This window comes from Micromonospora sp. CA-249363 (assembly GCF_050950185.1).
Taxonomy (GTDB): Bacteria; Actinomycetota; Actinomycetes; order Mycobacteriales; family Micromonosporaceae; genus Micromonospora.
In genome coordinates, this window is the sequence record NZ_CP192020.1 from 2894345 (window position 1) to 2918679 (window position 24335).

Consider the following 24335-nt stretch of genomic DNA (forward strand, 5'->3'; position numbering starts at 1 on the left):
CGATCGACATCACGCCGACCCGGGGGGACACACCGCTCAGGGGGTGGCCGGCGGCGCTTCGACGTCGGGTACCAGGCGTCCGTCGGCGGCGGTCAGCGCCCGGTCGTCGCCGACCTCCTCGGCCACCGCCGCCGCGTCCGCCCACAGCCGCCGCGCGTCGGCCCGGTCGCCCAGCGCGGCGGCGGCGTCGCCCAGATAGAGCAGGGTACGTCCCAGCCCCGCTGTGGGCCGGACGTCCTCGCGCAGCCGTCGACTCTCGGCCAGCAGCTCGTACGCCGTCCGCGCCTGTCCCGGCGCGCTGGTCAGCAGCGTCGCCCCGGCGTTGAGCAGCGCGGCGGCCCGGCTGGTCGGGTCGTTGACCGACTCGTACTCGCGCAGGGCGGCCCGCCACGCCTGCGCCGCGTCCAGGTGCTCGCCGAGGCTGGCGTGCACCAGCACCAGGTTGGTCAGCGCGGCGGCGTAACCGCGCGCGTCACCCACCGACCGGAACGTGTTCGCCGCCCGCACCAGATGGTGGTGCGCGGCGTCCAGCTCGCCCCGGGCCAGCTGCGCCGCGCCGAGGCCCAGCTGGGTGAGGGCGTGCCCGGCCCGGTCCGCGGACGAGCGGTGCCGGCGGGACAGCTCCAGGTGCTCCACCGCGTCGTCGAGTTGCCCCAGATCGAGCAGGGCCAGGCCCAGGTTCATCCGGGCCTGGGCGGTGCCCCGCCGGCCGCGCTCGGCCACCGCGAGGGTGAGCGCCGCCGCCGCGCCCTGCGGATCGTGTCGACGTCGGCGCAGCACGCCCAGCTCGTTGTGCGCCCAGCCGGCGATCTCCGGTCGGTCGTCGGCCGTCGGGGTGGCCAGGACCGTACGGCACACCTGCTCCCACTCGTCGAGCCGTTCGACGTGCGCCAGCCACCCGCACAGCGCCACGGCCAACCGGAACCACCACCGGCGTACCCGTCGGGGCAGCGTCTCGGCCGCCCCGGCGGGCACCCGGACGACCGCGAGCAGCAACTCCTGGTGCAGGTCGAACCAGCCGTACGGGTCGTCGTCCAGCGGCAGCAACCACTCCCGGTCCGGCGGTGAGCCCAGCACGGCCAGGTTGGCGGCGTGCCGTTCCGCCCGCCGGGCCAGATGCCGGGTGAGCCGAGCCTGTGCGGCGACCCGGGAACGGGCCGGGTCGGCGTCGCGCAGGTGCAGGCGGGCGTTCGCGGCGAGCAACGGACGGACCTCGTACCGGTCGCCGGGGGCGCCGATCACGAACGCGGCGGCGGCCAACTGGTCCAGCAGCCTCGTGATCCGCTCGGGGTGCCGGCGGGCCAGCGCGGCGATGGTCGGCCGGTCCACCGGGGCGGGTGCCAGGGACATCAGCCGGTACAGCCGGCGGGCCTCGCGGGTCAACGCCCGGTAGGCGGTGTCCCGTTCGGTGACGAGCTGGGCCGCCGGTGAGACGGCGACCCGCTGGTGCGGCGGGGTGCGTACGGCCCGGCGCAGCGCGTCCAGGACGTCGAGGTGCCGCCAGCCGTGCTGGGCCGTGCGGTAGCCCAGCGCGCGGACGGTGCGCGGCTGCCGGCCGCACAGGTCGACGATCTCGCGTACCGCCGGGTCGGTACGGGGGTCGGCCCGGCGGACCCGGGCGGCCGGGGCGGCGCCCCCGGCGGCGGCGAACAGCTCGACCGCCTCGTCCGGACCGGGCTCGGCGATCCAGTGCTCCACCACGCCGTTCAACCCGCTGAGCGCGGGACCGCCGGCCAGCAGCAGCCGACAGGTGCGCGCGGTCGGCGGTAGCAGCGCGCGGACCTGCTCGGGCCGGTCGACGTTGTCCAGGACCAGCAGGATCTTGCGTCCGTCGATCTTGCGGCGGATCGCGGCGGCCGCCGCCGCGAGGGCGTCCGGCCGACCGGACACCGGCGGCGCGCTGCCCAGGACCGCCGCCAGCGCGGTGAGCACCTGTCGGGGAGACCGGGGCCGACCGCCCCGGCGCAGGTCGAAGTGGTACTGCCCGTCCGGGAACTCCGCCCGGCACAGGTTCGCCGCCTGGATGGCGCAGGCGGACGTGCCCACCGCCCGCCGGCCCAGCACCGCCACGGCGTGCTCGCGCGCGAGCAGGTCGAGAACCGCCCGGACGTGCTCGTCGCGGCCCGTGAACCCCGCCGTGTACGGCAGGGTCGGCACATCCTCGACCGGCGTGCTGACCACCTCGGTGGGCTCCGGACCGGTCTCCCGCCCGGCCCGGCGCTGATGCGCGTACACCCCGAAGCCGATCGCGCCGACGAGCCCGATCACGATGCTCGCCGGACCGAGCAGCTCGGCGGCCGGGCCGAGGGCACTGCTCACCAGCTCGGAGAGCAGGTTGATGCCCACGTTGCCGAGCACGCCGCCGAGCAGCGAGACGACGGCGGCGAGCACCGGCCATCTCGGCCCTCGGCCCGGCGCGCCGCCGGGGCGGGTCACCGTACGCCCCCGGAGACCAGGCCGGCGACGAGTTGCCGCCGGGCGAGCACCATGAGCGCCACCGGCAGCACCGAGGCGAGAACCGAACCGGCGGCCAGCACCCCGCTGTTGGACACGAAGCCGCGGCTCTGCCCGGCCAGGAACAACCCGAGCGGAGTGGCCTCCGGGCCGCTGAACAGCAGGCCCACCGCGAGGTCGTTCCAGACCTGGACGAACTCCAGCACGGAGACGGCGATCACGGCGGGCAGATTGTGTCGGGCCAGTCGACGCAGCGTTCCCCACCAGCGTCGACCGCCCAGCCGAGCGCCGCGTACCTGCTCGGCGGGCAGGTCGGCGAAGGCGTTGCGCAGTACCAGCACCGCGAACGGCACCCCGAGCGCCACGTGCACCAGCGCCAACCCGCGAGCGGTGCCGGAGGAGAGCACCAGGCCGAGCACCTCGTTGACCGGTCCGGCGAGCACCTGCACCGGGACGACGGTGGCGGCCATCAACAGCAGACCGGTCGCCTGCGCGGCCGGACCGGTCAGCCACGCCAGCGGGTACGCCGCCAGCAGCGCGACGACGAGCACCGTGGCGGTGACGACGGTGGCCAGCAGCAGGGTGAAGCCCAGCGCCCGCCACAGCTCGCCGCCGCCGAGCAGGGCCGCGTAGGAGCCCGCGCCGGGCGGGGCGGACCACCAGCCCTGCGCGGCGGCGTCGACCTGCCCGTGCGCGGAGGTCGCCAGCAGCACCACGAGCGGGAAGAGCCAGGCCAGCGCGGCGGCGGCGGCGAGCACCCGGAACAGCCGGCGCGGCGGCAGCACGGGCGCCGGGTCGGGCGTCGCCTCGACGCGCGGCGGCGGCCACGCCTGGCGGACGAAGAACGCCGCCACCAGCATTCCGGCGGCCACCGCCGCCAGCCAGACGACGCCGAGCGCGGCGCCCTGCCCGGTGGTGGTGCCGCCCGAGGTCTGCCAGACCCGCAGGGCGAGCACCGACGCGTCGTCGCGGACCGACCCGGGCGTCATCACCAGGATCAGGTCGAAGGTGCGGCTCGTGCCGAGCGCCACCAGGGCGAAGACCACCGCGACGGTACGCAGCAACAGCGGTCGCCACTGCGCGTCCCACAGGACGTGTCGCCGGCCGCCGCCGTAGGCGCGTACCGCGTCGGCGAGGCTCGGCGGTACGCGGTCCAGCGCGGCCCGGAAGACCAGCACGGCCAGTCCCACCCACGCCCAGACGAACGCCGACATCAACGCCACCGTCACCAGGCCCGGCCCGAGCAGTTGCGGGGCGTCCTCGGTGGAGCGACCGGTCACCCGCGCCGCGAGCAGGGTCACCAGGCCACGGGTCGGGTCGGGGTCGTACATGAGCCGGAAGGTGACCCCGGTGACGACCAGCGGCAACGCCACCGGCACCAGCAGGATCAGGCGGACCAGGCCACCCTCCTGCGAGCGGCGCGACACGACGGCGAACAGATAGCCCAACGCCGTCACCACGGCCGGCACCAGCACCGCCCACAGCACCGTACGGCCGACCACCGCCCCGGTGTGCGGCGCGTCGAGGGCGGCCCGGAAGTGCTCCGCGCCGACCCAGTGACCGTCGGTGGTGACGCTGGCGTGCAGCGTGCGCAGCACCGGCCACAGCACCAGCGCGCCGAGCAGCAGCGCGGCCGGCAGCAGCAGCGCGGAGGTCGCACCGGCCGCCGGGTAGGCCCGGCCCCGGCGCGGAGGGCCCACGTCGTCGAGCACCGCCAGCTCGCCGAGCACCCGGGTCTCGCTCACCGGTCACTGCCCGCGTCACGGGCCGCCGCGGCGAGCTGCCCGGTGGCGTTGTCGATCGCCCGACGGGCCGGCACGCCGCCGGTGACGTCGGCGAAGAAGTCCTGCATGATGCGCCAGATGCCGACGCCGTCGGAGCCGGTGAACGCCCCCGGCAGCTGGTCGGAGAGGTCGAAGTGCAGAGTGTCCGGACCGCGCATCTCGCGGGCCAGTTGCCGGCGGACCGGGTCGTCGTACCTGTCCAGCGGAATGGTGGTGTTCGGCGACAGGTAGCCGCCGGCCTGTAGCCAGGGGGCGAACGAGTCGGCCCGGGTCAACCACTCGACCAGCTCCAGGCCGCCCCGGTCGTGGTCGAACGCCACCGCGACGTCGCCGCCGACGATCAGCGCGCCGCTGCCCGCCCCGGCGCTCGGAAAGCGGAAGGTGACCGGCTCCTCGGTGCCGCTGCGGAACCGGCCCACCACCTCGGCGGTGAAATCGGCCTCGAAGACCATCACCGCCCGTCGTGAGCGCACCACCTGGATCACCGACTCCTCGTACTGGGTGAGCAGGGCGCGTCGGCCGCCGCCGGGGAACGCGCCGTCGATGCTCCACAGTTCGGCGAGCCGGTCCAGGGCGTCGCGGACCGCCCGGCCCTGCCAGTCACCCTCGGAGGCGGCGAGCGCGTCGTACGCGGTGGGCGCGAGGTCGGCCAGCACGTTCTCGAACCAGTCGGTGAGGACCCAGCCGTCCGCCGCGCCGATGGCCAGGGGCGCCGGGCCGCCGTCGCGGGCGAGCGCGCCGAGACGACGGGTCAGCGACACCAGTTCGTCCCAGCTCGTCGGCGGCTCGGGCAGCATCGAGGGCAGATGCCAGATCAGGGACTTGTGCGCCGCCTTGACCCAGAGGCCGTAGCGCTGCCCCTCGGCCATCAGCAGGTCGCTGAGGCCGATCGGCACCGCGTACTCGATCGACGGTCGTACCGGGCGGAGCCAGCCCTTCGCGGCGTACTCGGTGACCAGGCCGGGACGCGACAGGATCGCCACGTCCGGCGAGGTGCCCGCGAGGTGCCGGGCCCGCAGGAACGCGTCGATGTCGTTGCCGGCGCTGACCACCCGCACCGGGGCGGGGGCGCGGTACGCGTCCACGACCTTCTGGAAGCGGTCCAGCTCACTGCCGCTCCAGACCACCGCCACCTGTAGGGAGCGGGCGCCGCCGGCGCACCCGGCCGCGGTCGTCGCCGCGCCGGCCGCGGCGGCGCGCAGCAGCGTACGGCGGGTGAGGCCGCCGGCCGGCGTCACCGCGGGACCTCGTCGGGCTCGGTGACCAGGTGGTGCCGCGTCGGGATCTCGGCCAGCGTGGACGGGTCGGCGGTGCAGACGAGCGTGGCGACCCCCGGCGTCTCCGACGGGGCGAGTCGGGGCAGCAGGTCGCCGAGGCGGCTGCCGCCGGCCGGCTCGACCGGCAGGTCGACGACGAGCACCTCGGGCAGACAGACGGCGGCCCGGGCCAGCGCGACCCGGAACCGCTGCGCGTCGGAGAGCACGTGCGGGAGCAGGTCGAGCGTCGGCGCCAACTCCAGCCGCTCCACCACCGTCGTCGTCCAGTCCTCGGCCATCTCGTGCACCCGTTCGCGTTTGCGTTGGCCGTACTCGATGTTGCGGCGCACGGTGAGCTGCGGCAGCAACGCGCCGCCCGCCGGCACGTAGCCGATCTGCCGGCGCGGCGGCGGCAGCGTCGTGACGTCCCGCTCGCCCACCATGATCCGGCCGGTGACCGGGGCGGCCAGCCCGGCCAGCACCCGGGCCACGGCCGTGCCGACCCGGGGCGGCGCGACCAGCGCGGCCGTCTGGCCGGCCGGGACGTCGAGGGTGGCCGGCCCGGTGCCGGGGACGGCGACCAGCGCGCGTAGTCGTAACGTTGCCCTCACCTCCGGTGACCGCTGGCGACCGTCCCAGGGTGGCACACGTGGCCGACAGTCGATGTCCCGTGGATCTTCCAATGTGGTGGAAGGCGGCGGCGCCTACCGGGGGGCGTAGAGGGCGGCCAGGCCGGCGGCCGTGGCGGCCAGGAGGTCGCGCAGCGTGCCCGGGGTGAGCACCTCCACGTCGGCGCCGAGGCGCAACAGGTCACCGTGGGCGTGGGTCAACGACTCGATCGGCAGCACGGCGGTCACCCATCCCTGGGCGTCGGCGGGACCGGCGCTGGCGTCCACGGCGGCCACCACCGGATCACTGCCGATCTCCCGCAGCCGCGCCCGGCCGGCGGGGGACAGGCGTACGGTCGCCTCGTCCTGGTGCAGCTGCGCGCGGAACCGCACCACGTGCTCCCGCCACCAGGCCGCCAGGTCGAAGTCGGCCGGCCGGTCGAACTCCTCGGCCAGCGGGGTCAACGCGAGGATCTGGTTGATCCGGTAGGTCGCCGGCTCGGACCGGCCGGGGTGCGTGGCCACCACGTACCACCGGCCGCCCTTGAGCACCAGGCCGTACGGCTCCAGCACCCGGGTCACCTCACCCCGCCAACCGCGGTAGCGCACCCGCACGCGCTGCTGTCGCCAGACGGCTTCGGCCGTGCGGGCCAGTTCGGGGGAGGCGTCGCCGTCCGCGTACCAACCGGGTGTGTCCAGGTGGAAGCGCTGCTGGAGCTGGGCGGCCCGGGCGCGCAACGGCGTCGGCAACGCCTCGTGCAGCTTGAGTCGCAGCGCCGCCACCACGTCGCCGTATCCCAACTCGTCGGCGGGGCCGGGCAGCCCGGCCAGGAAGAGCCGCTCGGCCTCCTCGGCGGTCAGGCCGGTCAGCCGGGTCCGCCAGCCGTCGACGAGCTGGTAACCGCCGGCGTGCCCGGCCTCGGAGTAGAGCGGGATGCCGGCGGCGTGCAGCGACTCCACGTCGCGGTAGATGGTGCGCGGGGAGACGGACAGCCGCTCGGCGAGCTGCGCGGCGGTCAGCCGGCCGTGCGACTGGAGCAGCAGCAGGACGGAAATGAGTCGACTGGCCCGCACTCCACTGACACTAGCTGTCAGTGAAGTGGCCCTACCGTCCCGGCATGGCATTTCACGACAAGGACCTACGAACGCCGGGACCGGTCACGGTGGACGGTTGGCAACTCAAGCGTTACCACATCGACCAGCCGGGGCAGCCGCTCGAACCGGCGGTGGAGAAGGCCGCTTACGACGTACTGCCGGCGCTGCTGGCCCGCGCAGTGCGCGACGACACGCCGGCCGCCGGGTGGGTGGTGCTGCATCGGGGCGCGGACACCGGCGCCTACCTGCTGGCGTACACCTGGGTGTGGGACAACGCGGTGCAGGTGCACGTCGCGGCGGCCGGTCAGCCGGTGCTGGACTGCCCGGACGACGACCCGACCCACTTCGTCGAGCTGGGGCGGCGCGAGGTCGGCTGCGTCTGGGAGTTGGCGGTGCTGGAGCACGAGCGGGCTGCCTGGGTCCGCCACCTGCTGACGCCGGAGAGCCCCGATCTGGCCGGTTATCTGCGCGACTTGCGAGCGGAAGGGCCGGTGGGCCGCTGATGGGCGACTTCGACTTCTACGTGGGCACCTGGAACGTGGTCAACCGGCGGCTCCGCGAACGGCTGACCGGCTGCGACGAGTGGGACGAGTTCCCCGGTGTCTCGGTCGCGCGCAGCTTCTTCGGCGGTGGCGGCAACTTCGACGAGATCACCTTTCCCACGAGGGGTTTCTCCGGTGCCACGATCAGGATCTTCGACCCGGCTAGCGAGCAGTGGTCGATCTACTGGATGAACAGCGGTCTCGGTCAGCTGGAGCAGCCGCCGGTGGTCGGTCGCTTCGTCGACGGGGTGGGCCGCTTCTACGCTGACGATCAGCACGAGGGGCGTCCGGTCCGCTGCCGGTTCATCTGGTCCGGGATCACCGCGACGACGGCCCGCTGGGAGCAGGCGTTCTCGGTCGACGGCGAACGCACCTGGGAGACGAACTGGATCATGGAATCGACACGAGCGTCCACCGACTAGTCTGCGGGCCATGCGCAGATGGCGGCGAATGGACCCCTGGGGTGCGACGCAGGCGTTCGCCGGATTCATGGCGCTGGCCATGTCGGCGATGGTTGTCGCCGTGGTGATCAGTGCCGGACGCGGGCTGGCGCAGGGCCGCATGGTCGCGCCGGCCGCCCTCGGTCTGGCCGTCGCGCTGCCGTTCCTCGGGTTGTGCCTGACCTTCGTCCTGCGGATGTACCTGGCCGGTATCTACGTCAACGACGAGGGCGTGCGGCTGCGGCACGTGTTCGGCACTCGGACGCTGCGGTGGTCGGAGGTGACCGGATTCGAGGCGCGTCCCGCGCTGTTGTTCGGCGAGCCCACCGCGCGCGACGCCTGCTGGGTGCGCACGACCGGCGGGGCGTTCGAGTCGGCGGTGCAGCGGCGTTCCCGGGAGGTGGGCTGGCGCAAGAACAACGGCCCGGTCCTCTCCCGGGACGACTTCGAAGGGATGCTCGCTCGGCTCGACGCCGAGCGGGCTTCCCGCCGCTCCGGCCCGCAGGTGGTCCGGCGCTAGTTAACGGCCGTTCGGTCGCGGTGTTAGGGTCCGAACACCGCCCCGGATGGAGGAAGCGATGCCCTCCGACCACGTCGACGTGCTCATCATCGGCGCCGGCCTGTCCGGCGTCGGCGCGGCCTGTCACCTGCGCCGCGACTGCCCCGACAAGACGTACGCGGTGCTGGAGGCGCGCGACGCCGTCGGCGGCACCTGGGACCTGTTCCGCTACCCGGGCGTCCGGTCCGACTCGGACATGTTCACCCTCGGTTACTCGTTCCGGCCGTGGACCGACGCGCGGTCCATCGCCGACGGCGCGAGCATCCTGGCGTACGTGCGCGAGACGGCCCGGGAGTACGACGTGCAGCGGCACATCCGCTTCTCGCACCGGGTGACGCGCGCCGAGTGGGACAGCGACGCCGCCCGCTGGACGGTGCACGCCGAGCGCACCGACACCGCCGAGACGGTGGTGCTGACCTGTTCGTTCCTGTTCGCCTGCACCGGCTACTACCGGTACGACGAGGGCTACACGCCCGCCCTGCCGGGCGTCGACGGGTACGCCGGGCGGTTGGTGCACCCGCAGCACTGGCCGGACGACCTCGACCACGCCGGCAAACGGGTGGTGGTGATCGGCAGCGGGGCGACCGCCGTGACGCTGGTGCCGGCCCTGGCGCGCCGGGCCGCCCACGTGACGATGCTGCAACGCTCACCGACGTACGTCATCGCCCTGGCCGCACGCGACCGGCTGGCCGACGCCCTGCGGCGTCGGGTGCCCGCGGGCGTCGCGTATCCGGTGGTGCGGTGGAAGAACGTCGTGCTGTCCACGGCCACGTTCCAGCTCAGCCGGCGTGCGCCGGGGCTGGTGAAACGGCTGCTGCGCCGGGCCGCGACGCGTCTGCTGCCGGTCGGGTACGACGTCGACCGGCACTTCTCGCCCCGCTACGACCCGTGGGACCAGCGGCTGTGCGTGGTGCCCGACGGCGACCTCTTCACCGCCGTGTCGCAGGGTCGGGCGTCGGTGGTGACCGACACCATCGACACGTTCACGGCCGACGGCATCCGGTTGGCCTCCGGCGACGAGGTGCCCGCCGACATCGTGGTGACCGCGACCGGGCTCAACCTGCTCGCCCTCGGTGGCCTGACGCTGCGCGTCGACGGGGTCGACGTCGACCTGCCCGACACCGTCGCCTACAAGGGCATGATGCTCTCGGGCGTGCCGAACTTCGCGCTGACCATCGGTTACACCAACGCGTCGTGGACTCTCAAGGCCGACCTGGTCGCCGGCTACGTCTGCCGGCTGCTGCGCCACCTGGACCGCACCGGCCAGCACGTCGTCACGCCGCTGCCGCCCCCCGGCGGGGAGCGGGTGCCGCTGATCGACCTGCGCTCCTCGTACGTGCGGCGGGGCGTCGACGCGTTGCCGCGCCAGGGCGCGCGGACCCCGTGGCGGCTGCACCAGAACTACGTCCGCGACGTGCTGCTGATGCGGCACGGCCGGCTCGCCGACGAGGGTGTCCGGTTCTCCCGCCGGGCCCGCCAGGAGAGGAGCACCGATCGTGCGGAGGTTTGAGTTCGCCGGCGCGACGGCCGTGGTGACCGGCGCGGCCAGCGGCATCGGGGCGGCGCTGGCGCACGGCCTGGCCGATCGCAGGGCCGACCTGGTGCTCCTGGACCGCGACGCCGAGCGGTTGGACGCCGTGGTGGCCGCCATCGGCGTCGCCCACCCCGACCGGCGGGTGCACACGTACCGGGTGGACCTGGCCGACGTGGCGGCCACCGCCCGGGTCGCGGCGGAGATCGGCCAGCGTCATCCGCGCGTACGGCTGCTGGTGAACAACGCCGGCGTCGGCCTCGGCGGCCGGTTCGACCAGGTCACGTTCGACGAGTTCAGCTGGGTCATGGAGATCAACTTCCGGGCGGTGGCGCAGTTGACGCACGCGCTGCTGCCCGCGCTCAAGGCCGAGTCGGGCGCGCACCTGGTCAACATCTCCAGCCTGTTCGGTCTGATCGCGCCGGCCGGGCAGGCCGCGTACGCGGCGAGCAAGTTCGCCGTCCGGGGCCTCACCGAGGCGCTGCGGCACGAGCTGGTCGACGACGGCATCGGGGTGACGTCGGTGCACCCGGGCGGGATCCGGACCCGGATCACCGAGAACGCCCGCGTCGGCAGCGGCGTGTCGACCGAGGAGTACGCCGCCGGTCGGGCGCAGTTCGAGAAGCTGCTCACGATCGCGCCGGAGCGGGCCGCCGAGGTGATCCTGCGGGGTGTCGAGCGGCGTCGGGGCCGGGTGCTCATCGGCTGGTCGGCGAAGGTGCCCGACCTGCTGGCCCGGATCCTGCCGGCGTCGTACCACCGGGTGCTGGTGGTCGGTCTGAACCGGGGCGTGACCCGGCCCGCGCCGGCCCCGCCGCCGGTCGTCGACCCCACCTGATCAGGGCGGGCTGCCGCCGCGCTTCTCCTCCTGGGCCAGCACCGCGTCCCGGTGCTCCGGCTCGTCGCGGCGGGCCAGCTCGGCGGCGAGTCGCGGGTCGGCCACCAGCCGCTGCCGGTTGCGGTGCAGGAAGCTCTCGAAACCCCCGGTGTACGGGCAGGCCAGCTCGCCGAGCGCCCGCTCCGGCGCGTACCGGCAGCCGGCGCAGTAGTCGCTGATCTCGTCGATGTCGGTGCCGTCCACCGCGTACGGGCGAGTGTCCACCCTGGCCAGGTCGGCGTACTGGCTCATGCCGATCACGGTCGCGTTCATCACCCAGTCGGTGCCGTCGACGAAGCAGCGCTGGAACCAGTCCGCCACCTCGGCGGGCCGCCAGCCGCGCTGCAACGCGTAGTTGCCGAGCACCAGCAGCCGGGGGCTGTGGTGCGTCCAGGCCCGGTCCCGGACGGCGGCGAGCACGTCGGCCAGACAGCGCGCCTCCACCGCGTCGGCGTCCAGGTCGGCGAACCACTGCGGCATCGGCTCGGTCGCGGCCAGCCAGTCCGCGCCCCGGAAGCGCGGCTCGTGGTACCAGTACAACTGCCAGAGGAACTCCCGCCAGCCGAGCAGCCCGCGGATGAACGGCTCCACCGCCGTACGGGGAGCGGCACCGGACCGCCACGCCTGCTCGGCGGCGCGTACGGCCGGCTCGGGGTGCAGCAGCCCCAGGTTGAACGACGAGGAGAGCGTCGAGTGCGCGAACAGCGGGTCGTCGGCGCTCATCACGTCGGCGTAGCGGCCGAAGCCCGGCAGCCGGTACGCGAGGAAGTGCGCCAGTCGGGCCTGCGCCTCGTCGTGCGTGGCCGGGTACCGCCGAGGGCCGTCCCGACCGACGAACCGGACCCCGTCGGCCGCCCACGCGTCGAGGTCGCGGCGGACCTGCGCGTCGATGTCGTCCTCGACGATGGGTGGTGGTGGCGGCGGGGTGGCGGGCACGGCGGGGGCCTCGCTGCGCGGGCGGCGCGGCGTCGGGGCGGTGGCGGGGAGCCGGGCCGGCCCGGTCAGCACTTCGTGCCGGCGACGGGCCTGCCGGTAGTGGTCGGCCATCCGCAGCGGGCCGCGCCGGGAGCGGTCCGCCCAGGCCGCGAAGTCGGACTGGCTGGTGATGAAGCCGCGCGGCGGCAGCACGGTCAGGCCGGGCACCGAGCGGGCGAACTCCAGCGCGGCCCGGGAGTGCGGATGGCACACCTCCACGGGCTCGGCGACCTGCGCCAGGGCCTCGCGGAACGTGTCGGTGCGCAGCAGCAGCACCCGGTCGCCCAGCTCGGCGGCGCGGTGGCGCAGGGCGGAGAGGATCAGGTGCGCCTTCTGCCGGTGCATCGGACGGCGGCGAAACAGCTCCCGGATCTCCACCAGGAGGACCGGTTGATCGGGGTCGTCGAGGAAATGTGGCCCGAGTTGGTCGGCCAGCAACCATCGGCGGCGTAGCATCCCGCAATTCTGCCCATTTTCGGGCCGTCCCGCGCGCCGGCAGGCCGGATGATCGATGTCTGATCCGGATCGATGTCAGGCAGTCGCCCCGGCGTCACTCTTTCGCAGCACCACCGTCAGGGCCACGAGGGCGACCAGCAACAGCGCGAGCACCGGCACCGGGGCCGGTCCGAGCGGCACGAGCAGCGCCACCCCGGCGACGACCGGATAGGCGACCACCACCGCGCCGTGCTGTTGGCGACGGACGTGCAGCACCCAGACGGTCAGCAGGAAGACGGCCAACGGTACGGCCACCGCGTACGCGGCGGTCGTACCGGACACGTGCGCGAGGTGCCGCTCGTGGTCCACCACCACGGGCAGGCCGGCCCCGACCGCGGCGATCGCCCCGAAGATGAGGTAGTGGCCGTAGCCCCAGACCAGGGAGTACGGCAGTCGGTCCGGCGCCTCGACCGGGCGGTCGAAGTAGAGCCACCAGAGCGCGTACACGATGACTGCGCCGGCCGCCGCGAGCGCCCAGAGACCGTGGTCGCCCGCGTCCAGCCCGGTCTGGATGGCCAGGGAGATCGCCAGCACCGCCTCGCCGAGCACGATCAGCGTGAACAGCCCGTACCGCTCGCCGATGTGCCCCGGATGCCACGGGGTCATGCCCGGCCGCTCGGCCACCGCCGGCACCAGCAGGTCGGCGAGCGCCAGCAGCACGAACGTCGCGATGCCCCAGCCGTCCGGCAGCACGAGCCGCAGCAGCCAGCCGAGCTGCACGATCGTCACGCCGATCGCGTAGCGGCGGGCGGCGGCGCGGTGCGCCGGATCACCGGCGGCGGCTCGGCTCCACTGGACGACGGCGGCCAGCCGCATGACCACGTACCCGTAGGTGATGACGGTGAAGTCGCCCTCGGCGAACGCGCGCGGCACCCCGGCCGCCAGGATCAACGCCCCGGTGATCTGCACCAGCGTGGTGATCCGGTAGACGTCGTCGTCGGTGTCGTACGCCGAGGCGAACCAGGTGAAGTTCATCCACGACCACCAGATCGCGAAGAACACCATCAGGTAGCTGCGCAGCGCGTGGTCGAGGTGCCCCTCGGCGACGTCGTGGTGCAGGGCGGACGCCGCCTGCGCCACGGCCACCACGAAACACAGGTCGAAGAAGAGTTCCAGCGGGGTCGCCGCTCGGTGTGGCTCGTCTCGGCGACGGGGCCGCATGGGCCGGTAGAACGGCCGCACCGAACGACTGTTGGTCACCGCAGCTCCTCAGGCCGACCGTCGGGGTCGGGCACACGATAACGGGTGCCGGCGGCGTGGTTCGGCCAGGTCAGCCGTGCCGTCGGCGACCGTGGGTCAGCCCCTCCAGCACCAGCGTCAGCCCGGCGCCGACCAGCCAGACGTCCTTGGCCAGCCCGGCGCCCTGCTGGGTCGGTCGGATGCCGCCGGGTCGGCGCATCCCCGGCGTCTTGAGGTAGAGCTGCACGAGACCCGCGCCGAAGGCGGTCAGACCGAGCCCCACCAGGGGCGTCGGCACGAACGGCGCGAGCAGCGCCGCCCCCAGGGCGATCTCCGAGTACGACAGCAGCTTGGCGAACCGCGGCGGGTCCAGTTGACCGAGCTGCGGCAGCGCCGCCACCGCCATCCCGTGCATGGCCTGGGCGGCCTCGCCCTCCAGGTTGCGCTTGCCGAGGCCCGAGTCGAGGAAGTACGCGCCGATGCTGGCCCGCAGCGGCAGGTGCGCGAGTTTCATGATCACTCCCGGTGGCCGTGGTCCGAATCGTGGCCCGCGTACCCCGCGTGACCCGCGATAACCCGCCTCCCGGCCGACTGGGCCGGCCGTGGTGATCGCGGTAGGTTCGCCCGGGGCCCACCGCCGAGCCCGTTCCACCGCCCGGCCCCGGGTCCCGCCACCGACCACCACCAGGAGGCGCAGTGAGCCAGGAAGTCCGGGGAGTCATCTCCCGCAGCAAGGGCGCACCGGTCGAGGTCACCACCATCGTGGTGCCCGACCCCGGTCCCGGTGAGGCGATCGTCCGGGTGCAGTCCTGCGGCGTCTGCCACACCGATCTGCACTACCGCGAGGGCGGCATCAACGACGACTACCCGTTCCTGCTCGGCCACGAGGCGGCCGGGATCGTCGAGCAGGTGGGGGAGGGCGTCACCGACGTGGCCCCGGGCGACTTCGTGGTGCTCAACTGGCGGGCCGTCTGCGGCGACTGCCGGGCCTGCCGTCGCGGCCGGCCCTGGTACTGCTTCAACACCCACAACGCCACCCAGCGGATGACCCTCACCGACGGCACGGAACTCACCCCGGCGCTGGGCATCGGCGCGTTCGCCGAGAAGACGCTGGTGCACGCCGGGCAGTGCACGAAGGTGGACCCGGCGGCGCGGCCGGCCGCGGTGGGCCTGCTCGGCTGCGGTGTGATGGCCGGCCTCGGCGCTGCCATGAACACCGGCAATGTGACCCGCGGCGACTCGGTCGCGGTGATCGGCTGCGGTGGCGTCGGGGACGCGGCGGTCGCCGGCGCGGCCCTCGCCGGCGCCACGACGATCGTGGCCGTGGACACCGACAGCCGCAAGCTGGACTGGGCGAGGAAGTTCGGCGCGACGCACACCGTGAACGCCTCCGACACCGACCCGGTCGAGGCGATCCGCGCCGCCACCGGCGGTTTCGGCGCCGACGTGGTCATCGACGCGGTGGGGCGACCGGAGACCTGGAAGCAGGCCTTCTACGCCCGGGACCTGGCCGGCACCGTCGTGCTGGTCGGCGTACCGACCCCGCAGATGCAGATCGAGCTGCCCCTGCTGGACGTCTTCGGGCGCGGCGGCGCGCTCAAGTCCAGCTGGTACGGCGACTGCCTGCCCAGCCGGGACTTCCCGATGCTCACCGAGCTGTACCGGCAGGGCCGTCTCGACCTGGACGCCTTCGTCACCGAGGAGATCGCCCTCGATGAGGTCGAGAGCGCGTTCGAGCGGATGCACCACGGCGACGTGCTGCGTTCGGTGGTGGTGTTCTGATGACCCTACGGGTCGATCACGCGGTCACCGCCGGCACGTTCTCGCTCGACGGGCAGACGTTCGAGGTGGACAACAACGTGTGGGTGATCGGCGACGACGACGAGTGCGTCATCCTCGATGCGCCGCACGACGTGGCCGCGATCCTCGCGCTGGTGAACGGTCGCCGGGTACGGGCCATCCTCGCCACCCACGCCCACGACGACCACGTGCGGGTGGCGCCCGAACTGGCCGAGGCCACCGGCGCGCCGATCCTGCTGCACGCCGACGACCGGGTGCTCTGGGACCTGGTCCACCCCCACCTGCCGCCGCACGGTGAACTGCGCGACGGGCAGAGCGTCGAGGTGGCCGGCACCGCCCTGTGGGTGCTGCACACCCCGGGCCACAGTCCCGGCGCGTGCAGCTTCCACGCCCCGGACCTGGGCGCGGTGTTCACCGGCGACACATTGTTCCAGGGCGGGCCGGGCGCGACCGGGCGGTCGTACAGCGACTTCGACACCATCGTCGAGTCGATCCGTACCCGACTGTTGACCCTGCCACCGGACACGGTCGTACACACCGGCCACGGCGACGACACCACCATCGGCGCGGAAGCGCCACACCTGCCGGAGTGGCTGGCCCGGGGGCACTGACCCGCGCGTGCCGGCGGACGCGTCAGCGTTCGTCGGCCGCGCCCAGCACCGGCTTCACGTCCAGCACGGGGGTGCCGTCGAGGGCTTCCAGGTCGGCGACCTCGACGCGCAGCCCGTCCACCGCCAGCACCCGTACCCGGTGCAGCCCGATCGGGTTGGGCCGGTGCGGGGAGCGGGTGCTGAACACCCCCGTCAGCGGGCGGGTGTCGTCACCGCGCGGATGCACCGCCAGCACGTCGCGCCGGGCCCGATCCAACCAGGTCAGCACCAGCAGCTCCGCGCCGACGTCCAGGTCGCGCAGGGCCGGCTCGACGTGCGGCTCGAACACCAGCCAGGCCGGTGGCGAACCCTCGTCGCCCTGTCGTGGCGCGGTCGTCGCGTCGGTCAGCGGCGAGGCGACCCGGCCGACCGGACGCAGCAGGTACGCGTCGACCATGCTCGCTCCTTTCGGGACAGTGCCAGCGTCAGACTAGGGCGTGGGTCGACGCCCCGGTCCGATCGAGGCCGCCGACATGCCTCGGCGGGCGTTACGATCCGGCGCATGGCCGCCGAGCACCCCGTACCCGTCGTCCGTCAGCTACGCCTCGTCGTGGAGGCGACCGACCACGAGGCCGCCGTGGCGTTCTTCCGGGACGCCCTCGGCCTGCCGGTGGAGGGCGACTTCACCAGCGACGGCGACGCGCGGGTGGTGATCCTGGACGCCGGCCGGGCCACCCTCGAGATCGCCAACCCGGCGCAGAAGCGCCTGATCGACGAGGTCGAGGTGGGCCGTCAGGTCGCTCCGCGCATCCGGGTGGCCTTCGAGGTGGACGACGCCGTCGCGACCACGGCCCGGCTGGTCGCCGCCGGTGCGAGCGAGGTCGCGCCGCCGACGCTGACGCCGTGGCAGTCCCTCAACGCGCGCCTCGACGCCCCTGCCGACCTGCACATCACCGTCTTCGAGGAGCTGGAGACGAAGCCGGACACGCCGTGACGGCGACGTCCGAGCGCGGTGGGCTGCGCGCCGGGTCCCGTACGCCGGCACAGGTGGCCGCCCTCGCGCACGTGCGATCGTCGGCGGTGCTCGTCCGGTTCGGCGCGGCCCATCCGGGCTGACCCGTCTGCGCCGATCGTCCGGTTCCGCCCAGGCATCGCCGAGGGCGCGTGGGCCGTCCGAATTCCCGGCAGTGACCGGGACCCCAGCTCGAAGTGACTCCGGCATATCCGGAATGACCGACTCGTCAACCCGGTTGTGTCCCCCGTACCGCCGGAGCCCAAACCCCTTTTCCGCGGTCACTCCCGAGGAGCGTTCACCCCGGAGCGCTCCGCACGATCGAAAGGAACCATCGTGAAGCCCGACTTCACTCGATGGCTCCCCGCCATCGCCAAGGACTCGTACCGCAAGACCGCGCTCAGCGTGGTGGGTGTGGCCGCCCTCGGCGGTCTGGCGCTCGCGCCGACCGCGACCGCCGCCCCGGTCACCTCCGGGCCGCACCAGGGCGCCGTCGCCGCCATCGACCTCGCCACCGGCAAGGCCGCCACCGGCGCTGCGCACCAGGAGCAGCCCGTCGAATCCGGGCTGACCACCGGCTCCGCCACCGGCAAGCCGCCGGCCGGCAAGCCGAGCCGCGACGAGCTGATCCCGCACGGCATCGAGGGCGCGCAGTCGCGCATCCCGCTCGACAAGGCGCAGCTCGACAACGCCCGCTCGATCGTCGAAGCGGCCAAGAAGACCGGCGTCGGCGACCGTGGCGCCGTGATCGGTGTCGCCACCTCGTTGCAGGAGTCGAAGCTCTACAACCTCGGCCACCTCGGCGCGTACAACGACCACGACTCGCAGGGCCTGTTCCAGCAGCGTCCGTCGTCCGGTTGGGGTTCGCCCGAGCAGATCACCGACCCGGAGTACGCCGCCACGGCGTTCTTCGACGCGCTCAGGAACGTCGGCGGCTGGCAGGACCTGCCGCTGACCACCGCCGCGCAGACCGTCCAGGTCTCCGCGTTCCCCTACGCGTACGCGCAGTGGGAGGAGCAGGCGGCGGACATCGTCCAGCAGCTCTGGTGACCGCGCACTGAACACACCGGCCGGCTCCCGTCACGGGGGCCGGCCGGTGTCGTCCCGTCAGCAGGGGGCGTAGAGGCGGCGGGTGCCGACCCCGGCGGCGTACGCCTCCCGGTCACTGAACCGGCATCCGTAGTCGGGCCGGGCCACCACCGCCGGATCGGTCACGGTGTCGCCGGCCGGGCGCTTGCCGGTGCGTACCCAGGACGTCAGGTCGTCCCAGGCGGCGCCGGCCTCGGCCGGGCTGAACTCGCAGTGCTGCGCGGCCCGGATGGCCCGCTGCACCACCAGCCGGCTGCGACCGTGCCGTGCCACGTCGGTGGCGTACGCCTGCTCCATGCTGAACGGTACGAACAGGTCACCGAGGTCGTGCAGGCTGACCACCGGCGCACTGGGACGGCCGGCGATGCGCGGCACCTCCGTCAGCGTCGGCAGGAGCCGTTGCCGGATGTTCTCCGGCGCGACCCGCCGCACGGTCGAGTTCAGGTCGACCGGACTGTTCGGGCGGTAGCGGGTGAGCAGGTTCGTGGCGAGCTGTCCGGGCCGCTGGGCGGGGGAGTCGCCTCCGTCGGTCACCATGATCGAGAAGAGGAAGTCCTTCCACACCGCGAACGCCGCCTCCGCCCCGGGACGCGGGCCGCCCGAACGGTTCACCGTCACGGCCCGCAACTGCTTGCCCCGCTCGTTCGTCGTGTCCGGGCCGGTCGGCGTGAGCCCCGCCAGCCCCAGTGCCCCCTGGATGCGCGGCACCGCGTTGCTCAGGTAGTCGGCCGGCGTGGGATAGGCCGGCACTCCGGCGAGCGCCTGCGCGACCAGGTTGTAGTCCAGGTAGAAGTCGAGCAGCGTCTGGTCGCCGAGCACACCGCACATGGGTAGGGCGCCGTCGTAGTAGCCGGGATACTGCTCCAACGAGCGGCCGATGACGTACCCGCCCATCGACACCCCGGCGAGATACGTGCGGTGCGGCCGGCGCACTGTCCGGGCGAAGTGGTCCGCGAGATCCTTCGTGCCCAGCACTCCCGAACGGATGTCGAAGCCGTTGCGGTCGTACGACGACGACGCCCACGCGTACCCCTGGGACAGCATCCGTTGCCGCAGCTCGAAGGCCGGCGGCTCCGGCGAGAGCACCGTGCCCTGACCCCGGTAGCCGTGCGCCCACAGCACCAGGTCGCCGTTCCACCGGGCGGGAACCTCGATGATGTACGCGGCGTGCCGGTACGCGCCCTGACGTACGGTCGTCGGTCTACCCGCCACGGTCAGCGGCGTGAGCGGCGGGTTCTGGAAGGTGTAGCCGGGCAGCGGCTGGCTGCCCGCGGGGTCGCGGTCGGACGCCGCCGTTGCGGCGGCGGGTGCGGGGCCGATCAGTCCGACGGCCAGGGTCAGTGTCGCGGTGGCGGCGACCAGGCGGCGCAGGGTACGAACGGGTACGGACAGCATCGACGCTCCCCATCGGACGGATGTCGCCCGCGGGGCGACCAGGCGGGACGGTTGCCTACCGGCCGGTAGCGCCCTGAACCTAGGACCGCCGTCGACCGGAGTCAATGGCTACGCTGACCGACCGGTCAGCTCACGCTGGTGCTCGACGCGGGTGCCGGTCGTCGGTTGGTCCGGTCCGATGCGGTTGACTGTCGTCGTGGACGATTCGATCTGGGCGGCGGCCCAGGCTGCGCGGAGCTGGCTGGACACCGCGAACGGCGCCGGAGAGACCGAACTGACCTGCCGCATCCTCAAGCTGACCGAGGAGGCGGGCGAGGCGTCCGCCGCCTGGATCGGTCTGCTCGGGCAGAATCCGCGCAAGGGTGTCACCCACACGCGCGAGGACGTGGCGGCCGAGTTGGCCGACGTGGTGTTCACCGCGCTCGTGGCGATCGAGAGCCTGGGACTGGACGCCCAGACCGTTCTGGAGTCGTGTGCGCACAAGGTCCGGTCCCGCCTGGAGGCGTGAGACCGCCGCCGCGCTGCGCCCGGCGTCGTGATCGACACGAGGTCGCCGATGTGAGGGTGTCGACCGGTCCGGGATGCCCCAGGTTCGGCGATCTGGAGTCGATCACCCGGACCGGCCGACCCCCCGGGGTGGGGGTCGCGAGTCGGCGGCGCGTTATGTCCGGCCTGGCCTGCAGGCGTGGGCGTGAGCCTGGCGCTCTGCCGGTGCTGCCGGTGCTGCCGGTGCTGCCGGTGCTGCCGGTGGTGTCGGTGGTGTCGTGATCCGACTCGAAGTCGCCGATGTGGGGGCATAGACCGGCCTCGGATGCCCCAAGTTCGGCGACCTGGAGTCGATCACCCGTCCGATCGCCCGCTTCGGGGCAAGAGTCGCGACCCGGCCCGGGCGTTTATGTCCCGGCCTGACCCGGAAGCGTCAGATTTCCGATCCGCCGGTGCTGCTGGCGGTGTTGTGATCGACTCGAGGTCGCCGATATGGGGGCATCGACCGGCCTCGGATACCCCGAGTTCGGCGATCCGGAGTCGATCACCCGGTCTGATCGGCCTGGCTGGGCCGTATGTCCGGTTCTGGGGCCGGTGTGGTGACCGGCTGCACCCCTGGGCCGGAATCGTGGCGGGCCGGGGGTCGTTACACCCTGACGATCGCAGGACCACGGCTCAGCCGCCCGCCCGCGTCAGACCGGGCGGAGAATGACTGGGCAGGCCGGGTCGTCGTGACGGCCTCGAATGACCGCCGCGGGCCTCCCGCCTGCGGGAATGGCCCCGGCCCCCGGGTCGTTGTACCCGGTCCGCGGCGCCCGAGCCCCCGGCTCGCAGGCCGCCGCCCCCCAGACTTTGCACGCGCCGGACGAGGTGCGCACACCCCCGCATCACCGATCCCCCGAATGGTGACGCGGTGGGTGTTTCCTACCCCCGAAGGAGCAACCCCTCATGAACACGATCTTCCGTAAGAGCATGCTGTCCGTTGCTGGTCTCGCGTTCGCCGGCGGCGTCTTCGCCGGCCCGATCGCCGCCCACGCCAACCCGGCCGTGGACGCCAAGCCCGCCGCCGTGGCGGTGCAGGCCGCGGCGCCGAAGCCGCAGGGCGACCAGTCGCACATCACCCTGAACGACGAGCAGACCGCCAACGTCAAGGCCATCATCGCGGCCACGAAGAAGGCCGGCCTGCCCGAGCGCGCCGCGGTCATCTCCATCGCCACCAGCCTGCAGGAGTCGAAGCTGGAAAACCTGGGTCACCTCGGCGACGCCAACGACCACGACTCCCTCGGCCTGTTCCAGCAGCGCCCGACCAGCGGCTGGGGCACCCCCGAGCAGATCACCAACCCCGAGTACTCCACCACCGCGTTCCTCAAGGGCCTGCGTCAGGTCGACGGCTGGCAGGACATGCCCCTGACCGACGCCGCGCAGACCGTGCAGGTCTCCGCCTACCCCGACGCCTACGCCCAGTGGGAGCAGCAGGCCACCGACCTCGTCGCCCACCACTGGAACAGCTAAGAGCTCAAAGCCGATGGCCGGCACCCGACAACGGGCGCCGGCCATCGCCGTACCTCCAGATCTTGGACAGTTACCGTCCCGACCTGACGGTAACTGTCCAAGATCTGAACGGGGCAACGTAGCGCAGCGGTGTTGTCGGCGGGCAGTGATCCGATTGGCGGTCGCGTCCGTACCCTCCGGCGGGGACCGGCGGAGGGACAGGGTATGGCCGTGGTGGGTGACGGCAACGAGCGTCAAGGCGAGCATCACAGCGAGCATCAGGCGGCACGCCGAGCAGGTCGGCGATCCGCGCACACGACGGCGGCGGCTCGGACGGCTGCGGCGCACCTGCCGGCCGACGACCCGGCGACGAGCCAATCGGAGTCCGAGCCGGGCAGCCAGGACCGGGCGGCCGGCACGGCGAAGCCGCCGCCCGAGACGGTGTCGCGCCCACCGCAGACCGTGGAGCCGCGCCAAGCGCAGGCCGCAGGGCAGCGACCAGCGCAGGCCGTGGAGGCGCGCCAAGCGCAGGCCGCAGGGCGGCGACCGGCGCAGGCCGTGGAGCCGCGCCAAGCGCAGGCCGTAGAGCCTCGTCCAGTGCCGGCTTCGGAGCCGCGACCGTCGCACCACCCGGAGCCGCGACCACCGCAGGACGGGGAGCGCCGACCAGCGCACGACGCAGGCTCACCACCGAGCCGGGACGTTGAGCAGCGAGCAGGGCAGGACGCGGAGCCGGTGTCGCCGGAAACGGAGGTCGCTTCGGGACGCTGGTCGGTCGGTGCCCGCCTGCTGCTGACCGCCGCCGCCGTCGTGCTGGTGCTCGGCGCCATGGCGGTCGCGGTGATCGTGAGTGACCCCGACCGCCTCGGTCAGACCTACAGCGACACCGGTCGACACGACGCGAGGCGGGACGCGGCGGCGGCCTCCGACCAGACGTTGACCGCGCCATTGGCGGGCCGGCGGGAGGCGACGTTCGTGCTCGCCGACGGAATGACGTCGTTCGAGCTGCGGGTGACGGACCTGGGCGACGACCTGTACCGCATCAGCAGTCCGTCCGGCACGGGTGTGGCCGCGCGGCCGGTGCTCGACGGTGACACCGTCCGGCTCGGCGTGGTGGCCGCCGGCGCGTCCGAGGGACGGGCCGTACGGGTGTTGCTCAGCGAGCGGGTCGCCTGGCGGCTGCGCCTGGAGGGCGGGGTGAGCGACCAGGCGCTGGATCTGACACGGGCGCGTCTTCTCGGGGTGGACCTTGTCGGTGGCTCCGCTCGCACCGATCTCATCCTGCCGCCGGTGGACCGCGGCGCGTTGACGGTGCGGTTGACCGGCGGGGCCAACCGGCTGTCCGTCCGGGTGCCGGGCGCGCCGCCGGTACGGGTGCGGGCGGGCGCCGGTGCCGGCTCGGTGGTGGTCCGCGACGAGCGGTGGAACGGAGTCGCCGCCGGAGATCTGCTGAGTACGCCGGGATGGGACCGTTCGCCGAACCGGGTCTTCCTGGACCTGGTCGCGGGCGTCAACGCGGTGACGGTGACCGAGGCCCGGTGACGGCAGGCGGGCGTCGGTGGCCGGGGTGACGCCGGGTAGATCAAAGCGCGAAGCCGGGACGCCCGCGCGGGCTGAGGTGGCGGTCACCCCGGATCGGAAGCGCCGCTGTCGGGGGAGCGTGCGAGCGTACAGTCGGGCGGTGGAGCGTACCGAATCGATGCTGGCGCAGACCCGACCTCCCGGCGTGGCCGACGTCGATCCCGGCAGCGTGCTGCTGCCGGGCCACGACGTGCCGCTGGGGCGGTACACGACGGTGCGGCGTCTGCTGCCGCAGCGGCCCCGACGGATGGTCGGCGCGTGGTGCTTCGTGGACCATTTCGGCCCGGACGACGTGGCGCAGCGGCCCGGCATGGAGGTGCCGCCGCACCCGCACACGGGCCTTCAGACGGTGACCTGGCTGCTCGACGGCGAGATCATCCACCGGGACAGCCTCGGCAACGTCCAGGCGATCCGACCGGGCCAGCTGAACGTGATGACCTCGGGGCACGGTATCGCCCACTCGGAGCGGTCGCCGGCCACGCACCCGCCGGTGATGCACGGCGTCCAGCTGTGGGTGGCGCTGCCGGACCCGGCGCGGGCCGGCGCGGCCGACTTCGCGCACCACGCCGACCTGCCGCGCTGGCGTGACGGCGAGGTCGACGTGACGTTGCTGGTGGGCGAGTTCGCCGGGCAGCGCTCGCCGGCGGTGGTGCATACCCCGCTGGTGGGCGTGCAGCTCGAGCTGGGCGGTTCGGCGCCGACCACGCTGTCGTTGCGACCCGACTTCGAGTACGCCCTGCTGGCGATGTCCGGCGCGGCCGAGGCCGCCGGGGTGGGGTTCGAGCCGGGGGCGCTGCTCTACCTGGGTACGGGTCGCAGTGAGCTGACCGTGCGCGGCGGGGCGGGGGCGCGGCTCCTGCTGCTGGGCGGTACGCCGTTCGAGGAGCCCCTGGTCATGTGGTGGAACTTCGTGGGCCGCTCGCACGAGGAGATCGCCACGGCGCGGGAGGACTGGATGGCCGGTCGGCGGTTCGGCGTGGTGGCCGACGACGCGGCGTCGCCGCTGCCGGCGCCCGCTCTGCCGACCACCCGGCTCAAGGCCCGTGACCGCACCGGCGGCCTGCACGGCTGACGGCACCGACGGGTTTGACCTGGA

At 73.5% G+C, this 24335-nt stretch carries 24 protein-coding genes; 14 read left to right on the forward strand and 10 right to left on the reverse strand.

Translation table 11 applies throughout. From position 1 onward, the window contains the following. Window positions 1–36: 36 nt before the first annotated feature. The 5 genes from ACQPZK_RS13280 to ACQPZK_RS13300 form a co-directional block, all read right to left on the reverse strand. Window positions 37–2436, reverse strand: coding sequence for a tetratricopeptide repeat protein (locus tag ACQPZK_RS13280; protein WP_433538587.1), 2400 nt, complete (start codon window positions 2434–2436; stop codon window positions 37–39). Further along, window positions 2433–4199, reverse strand: a complete 1767-nt coding sequence (locus tag ACQPZK_RS13285) for an ABC transporter permease subunit (RefSeq protein WP_433538588.1) — start codon at window positions 4197–4199, stop codon at window positions 2433–2435. The genes ACQPZK_RS13280 and ACQPZK_RS13285 overlap by 4 nt, the downstream gene beginning before the upstream one ends. Further along, window positions 4196–5476, reverse strand: a complete 1281-nt coding sequence (locus ACQPZK_RS13290; protein WP_433538589.1) for an ABC transporter substrate-binding protein — start codon at window positions 5474–5476, stop codon at window positions 4196–4198. The genes ACQPZK_RS13285 and ACQPZK_RS13290 overlap by 4 nt, the downstream gene beginning before the upstream one ends. After that, on the reverse strand, window positions 5473–6105 hold the full coding sequence (locus ACQPZK_RS13295) for an ATP-binding cassette domain-containing protein (protein WP_433538590.1): 633 nt from the start codon (window positions 6103–6105) through the stop codon (window positions 5473–5475). Before ACQPZK_RS13295 ends, ACQPZK_RS13290 begins: the two co-directional genes overlap by 4 nt. A 93-nt stretch (window positions 6106–6198) precedes the next feature. Continuing rightward, on the reverse strand, window positions 6199–7176 hold the full coding sequence (locus ACQPZK_RS13300; RefSeq protein ID WP_433538591.1) for a helix-turn-helix transcriptional regulator: 978 nt from the start codon (window positions 7174–7176) through the stop codon (window positions 6199–6201). A gap of 44 nt (window positions 7177–7220) precedes the next feature. Here ACQPZK_RS13300 and ACQPZK_RS13305 point away from each other — a divergent pair, with 44 nt between their 5' ends. From ACQPZK_RS13305 to ACQPZK_RS13325, 5 genes are read left to right on the forward strand one after another with little or no spacing between them, the layout of a single operon-like run. Next, on the forward strand, window positions 7221–7700 hold the full coding sequence (locus tag ACQPZK_RS13305; protein ID WP_433538592.1) for a hypothetical protein: 480 nt from the start codon (window positions 7221–7223) through the stop codon (window positions 7698–7700). Further along, window positions 7700–8161, forward strand: coding sequence for a hypothetical protein (locus ACQPZK_RS13310; RefSeq protein WP_433538593.1), 462 nt, complete (start codon window positions 7700–7702; stop codon window positions 8159–8161). Before ACQPZK_RS13305 ends, ACQPZK_RS13310 begins: the two co-directional genes overlap by 1 nt. Before the next feature lie 10 nt (window positions 8162–8171). Further along, complete coding sequence (locus ACQPZK_RS13315; RefSeq protein WP_433538594.1) at window positions 8172–8699, forward strand: PH domain-containing protein; 528 nt, start codon at window positions 8172–8174, stop codon at window positions 8697–8699. A gap of 58 nt (window positions 8700–8757) precedes the next feature. After that, window positions 8758–10248, forward strand: coding sequence for a flavin-containing monooxygenase (locus ACQPZK_RS13320; RefSeq protein WP_433538595.1), 1491 nt, complete (start codon window positions 8758–8760; stop codon window positions 10246–10248). Next, window positions 10235–11107 (forward strand): SDR family NAD(P)-dependent oxidoreductase, encoded by an 873-nt coding sequence (locus ACQPZK_RS13325; RefSeq protein WP_433538596.1) that lies wholly within the window; start codon window positions 10235–10237, stop codon window positions 11105–11107. The genes ACQPZK_RS13320 and ACQPZK_RS13325 overlap by 14 nt, the downstream gene beginning before the upstream one ends. Here the strand turns inward: ACQPZK_RS13325 and ACQPZK_RS13330 are convergent, their stop codons facing one another. The 3 genes from ACQPZK_RS13330 to ACQPZK_RS13340 all read right to left on the reverse strand — a co-directional run bounded on the left by ACQPZK_RS13330 (window position 11108) and on the right by ACQPZK_RS13340 (window position 14309). Beyond that, entirely contained in the window at window positions 11108–12577 is a 1470-nt protein-coding gene (locus ACQPZK_RS13330; protein WP_433538597.1) for a cryptochrome/photolyase family protein, read from the reverse strand. 75 nt (window positions 12578–12652) lie between these two features. Next, window positions 12653–13816, reverse strand: a complete 1164-nt coding sequence (locus ACQPZK_RS13335) for a low temperature requirement protein A (protein ID WP_433538598.1) — start codon at window positions 13814–13816, stop codon at window positions 12653–12655. Window positions 13817–13886: 70 nt separating this feature from the next. Then, complete coding sequence (locus tag ACQPZK_RS13340) at window positions 13887–14309, reverse strand: hypothetical protein (protein ID WP_433538599.1); 423 nt, start codon at window positions 14307–14309, stop codon at window positions 13887–13889. A gap of 182 nt (window positions 14310–14491) precedes the next feature. Here ACQPZK_RS13340 and ACQPZK_RS13345 point away from each other — a divergent pair, with 182 nt between their 5' ends. Beyond that, the gene (locus ACQPZK_RS13345) at window positions 14492–15577 is read left to right on the forward strand and encodes an S-(hydroxymethyl)mycothiol dehydrogenase (protein WP_433538600.1); all 1086 of its coding nucleotides are present in this window, start codon (window positions 14492–14494) and stop codon (window positions 15575–15577) included. Then, a complete protein-coding gene (locus ACQPZK_RS13350; RefSeq protein ID WP_433538601.1) occupies window positions 15577–16206 on the forward strand; it encodes an MBL fold metallo-hydrolase in 630 nt (209 codons plus the stop codon). The genes ACQPZK_RS13345 and ACQPZK_RS13350 overlap by 1 nt, the downstream gene beginning before the upstream one ends. Window positions 16207–16228: 22 nt before the next feature. Here the strand turns inward: ACQPZK_RS13350 and tsaA are convergent, their stop codons facing one another. Beyond that, window positions 16229–16642, reverse strand: coding sequence for a tRNA (N6-threonylcarbamoyladenosine(37)-N6)-methyltransferase TrmO (tsaA, locus tag ACQPZK_RS13355; RefSeq protein WP_433538602.1), 414 nt, complete (start codon window positions 16640–16642; stop codon window positions 16229–16231). Between the two features lie 105 nt (window positions 16643–16747). Between tsaA and ACQPZK_RS13360 the strand changes: the two genes are divergently transcribed. The 3 genes from ACQPZK_RS13360 to ACQPZK_RS13370 all read left to right on the forward strand — a co-directional run bounded on the left by ACQPZK_RS13360 (window position 16748) and on the right by ACQPZK_RS13370 (window position 18247). Beyond that, window positions 16748–17179: a VOC family protein gene (locus ACQPZK_RS13360; RefSeq protein WP_433538603.1), complete on the forward strand. Its 432-nt coding sequence runs from the start codon at window positions 16748–16750 to the stop codon at window positions 17177–17179. After that, window positions 17176–17301, forward strand: a complete 126-nt coding sequence (locus ACQPZK_RS13365; protein ID WP_433538604.1) for a hypothetical protein — start codon at window positions 17176–17178, stop codon at window positions 17299–17301. The genes ACQPZK_RS13360 and ACQPZK_RS13365 overlap by 4 nt, the downstream gene beginning before the upstream one ends. 232 nt (window positions 17302–17533) lie before the next feature. Then, entirely contained in the window at window positions 17534–18247 is a 714-nt protein-coding gene (locus tag ACQPZK_RS13370) for a hypothetical protein (protein ID WP_433538605.1), read from the forward strand. Between the two features lie 57 nt (window positions 18248–18304). Here the strand turns inward: ACQPZK_RS13370 and ACQPZK_RS13375 are convergent, their stop codons facing one another. Beyond that, window positions 18305–19681 carry an alpha/beta hydrolase family protein gene (locus ACQPZK_RS13375; RefSeq protein ID WP_433538606.1) on the reverse strand — a complete coding sequence of 459 codons (1377 nt, stop codon included), beginning with the start codon at window positions 19679–19681 and terminating at the stop codon, window positions 18305–18307. Between the two features lie 196 nt (window positions 19682–19877). Between ACQPZK_RS13375 and ACQPZK_RS13380 the strand changes: the two genes are divergently transcribed. From ACQPZK_RS13380 to ACQPZK_RS13395, 4 genes are all read left to right on the forward strand, one after another. Next, entirely contained in the window at window positions 19878–20189 is a 312-nt protein-coding gene (locus ACQPZK_RS13380; RefSeq protein WP_433538607.1) for a MazG-like family protein, read from the forward strand. A gap of 926 nt (window positions 20190–21115) precedes the next feature. Further along, the gene (locus tag ACQPZK_RS13385) at window positions 21116–21679 is read left to right on the forward strand and encodes a hypothetical protein (RefSeq protein WP_433535445.1); all 564 of its coding nucleotides are present in this window, start codon (window positions 21116–21118) and stop codon (window positions 21677–21679) included. A gap of 714 nt (window positions 21680–22393) precedes the next feature. Further along, complete coding sequence (locus ACQPZK_RS13390) at window positions 22394–23200, forward strand: hypothetical protein (protein WP_433538608.1); 807 nt, start codon at window positions 22394–22396, stop codon at window positions 23198–23200. 139 nt (window positions 23201–23339) lie between these two features. Beyond that, entirely contained in the window at window positions 23340–24311 is a 972-nt protein-coding gene (locus ACQPZK_RS13395) for a pirin family protein (protein WP_433538609.1), read from the forward strand. Window positions 24312–24335: the final 24 nt, after the last annotated feature.

Excerpts from the sequence above, each read along its gene's own strand:
- tsaA (WP_433538602.1), bottom strand. The coding sequence starts at position 16,642 with ATGGTCGACGCGTACCTGCTGCGTCCGGTCGGCCGGGTCGCCTCGCCG.
- ACQPZK_RS13385 (WP_433535445.1), top strand. The coding sequence starts at position 21,116 with ATGAACACGATCTTCCGTAAGAGCATGCTGTCCGTTGCTGGTCTCGCG.
- ACQPZK_RS13320 (WP_433538595.1), top strand. The coding sequence starts at position 8,758 with ATGCCCTCCGACCACGTCGACGTGCTCATCATCGGCGCCGGCCTGTCC.
- ACQPZK_RS13340 (WP_433538599.1), bottom strand. The coding sequence starts at position 14,309 with ATGAAACTCGCGCACCTGCCGCTGCGGGCCAGCATCGGCGCGTACTTC.
- ACQPZK_RS13350 (WP_433538601.1), top strand. The coding sequence starts at position 15,577 with ATGACCCTACGGGTCGATCACGCGGTCACCGCCGGCACGTTCTCGCTC.
- ACQPZK_RS13315 (WP_433538594.1), top strand. The coding sequence starts at position 8,172 with ATGCGCAGATGGCGGCGAATGGACCCCTGGGGTGCGACGCAGGCGTTC.
- ACQPZK_RS13310 (WP_433538593.1), top strand. The coding sequence starts at position 7,700 with ATGGGCGACTTCGACTTCTACGTGGGCACCTGGAACGTGGTCAACCGG.
- ACQPZK_RS13305 (WP_433538592.1), top strand. The coding sequence starts at position 7,221 with ATGGCATTTCACGACAAGGACCTACGAACGCCGGGACCGGTCACGGTG.
- ACQPZK_RS13330 (WP_433538597.1), bottom strand. The coding sequence starts at position 12,577 with ATGCTACGCCGCCGATGGTTGCTGGCCGACCAACTCGGGCCACATTTC.
- ACQPZK_RS13360 (WP_433538603.1), top strand. The coding sequence starts at position 16,748 with ATGGCCGCCGAGCACCCCGTACCCGTCGTCCGTCAGCTACGCCTCGTC.
- ACQPZK_RS13375 (WP_433538606.1), bottom strand. The coding sequence starts at position 19,681 with ATGCTGTCCGTACCCGTTCGTACCCTGCGCCGCCTGGTCGCCGCCACC.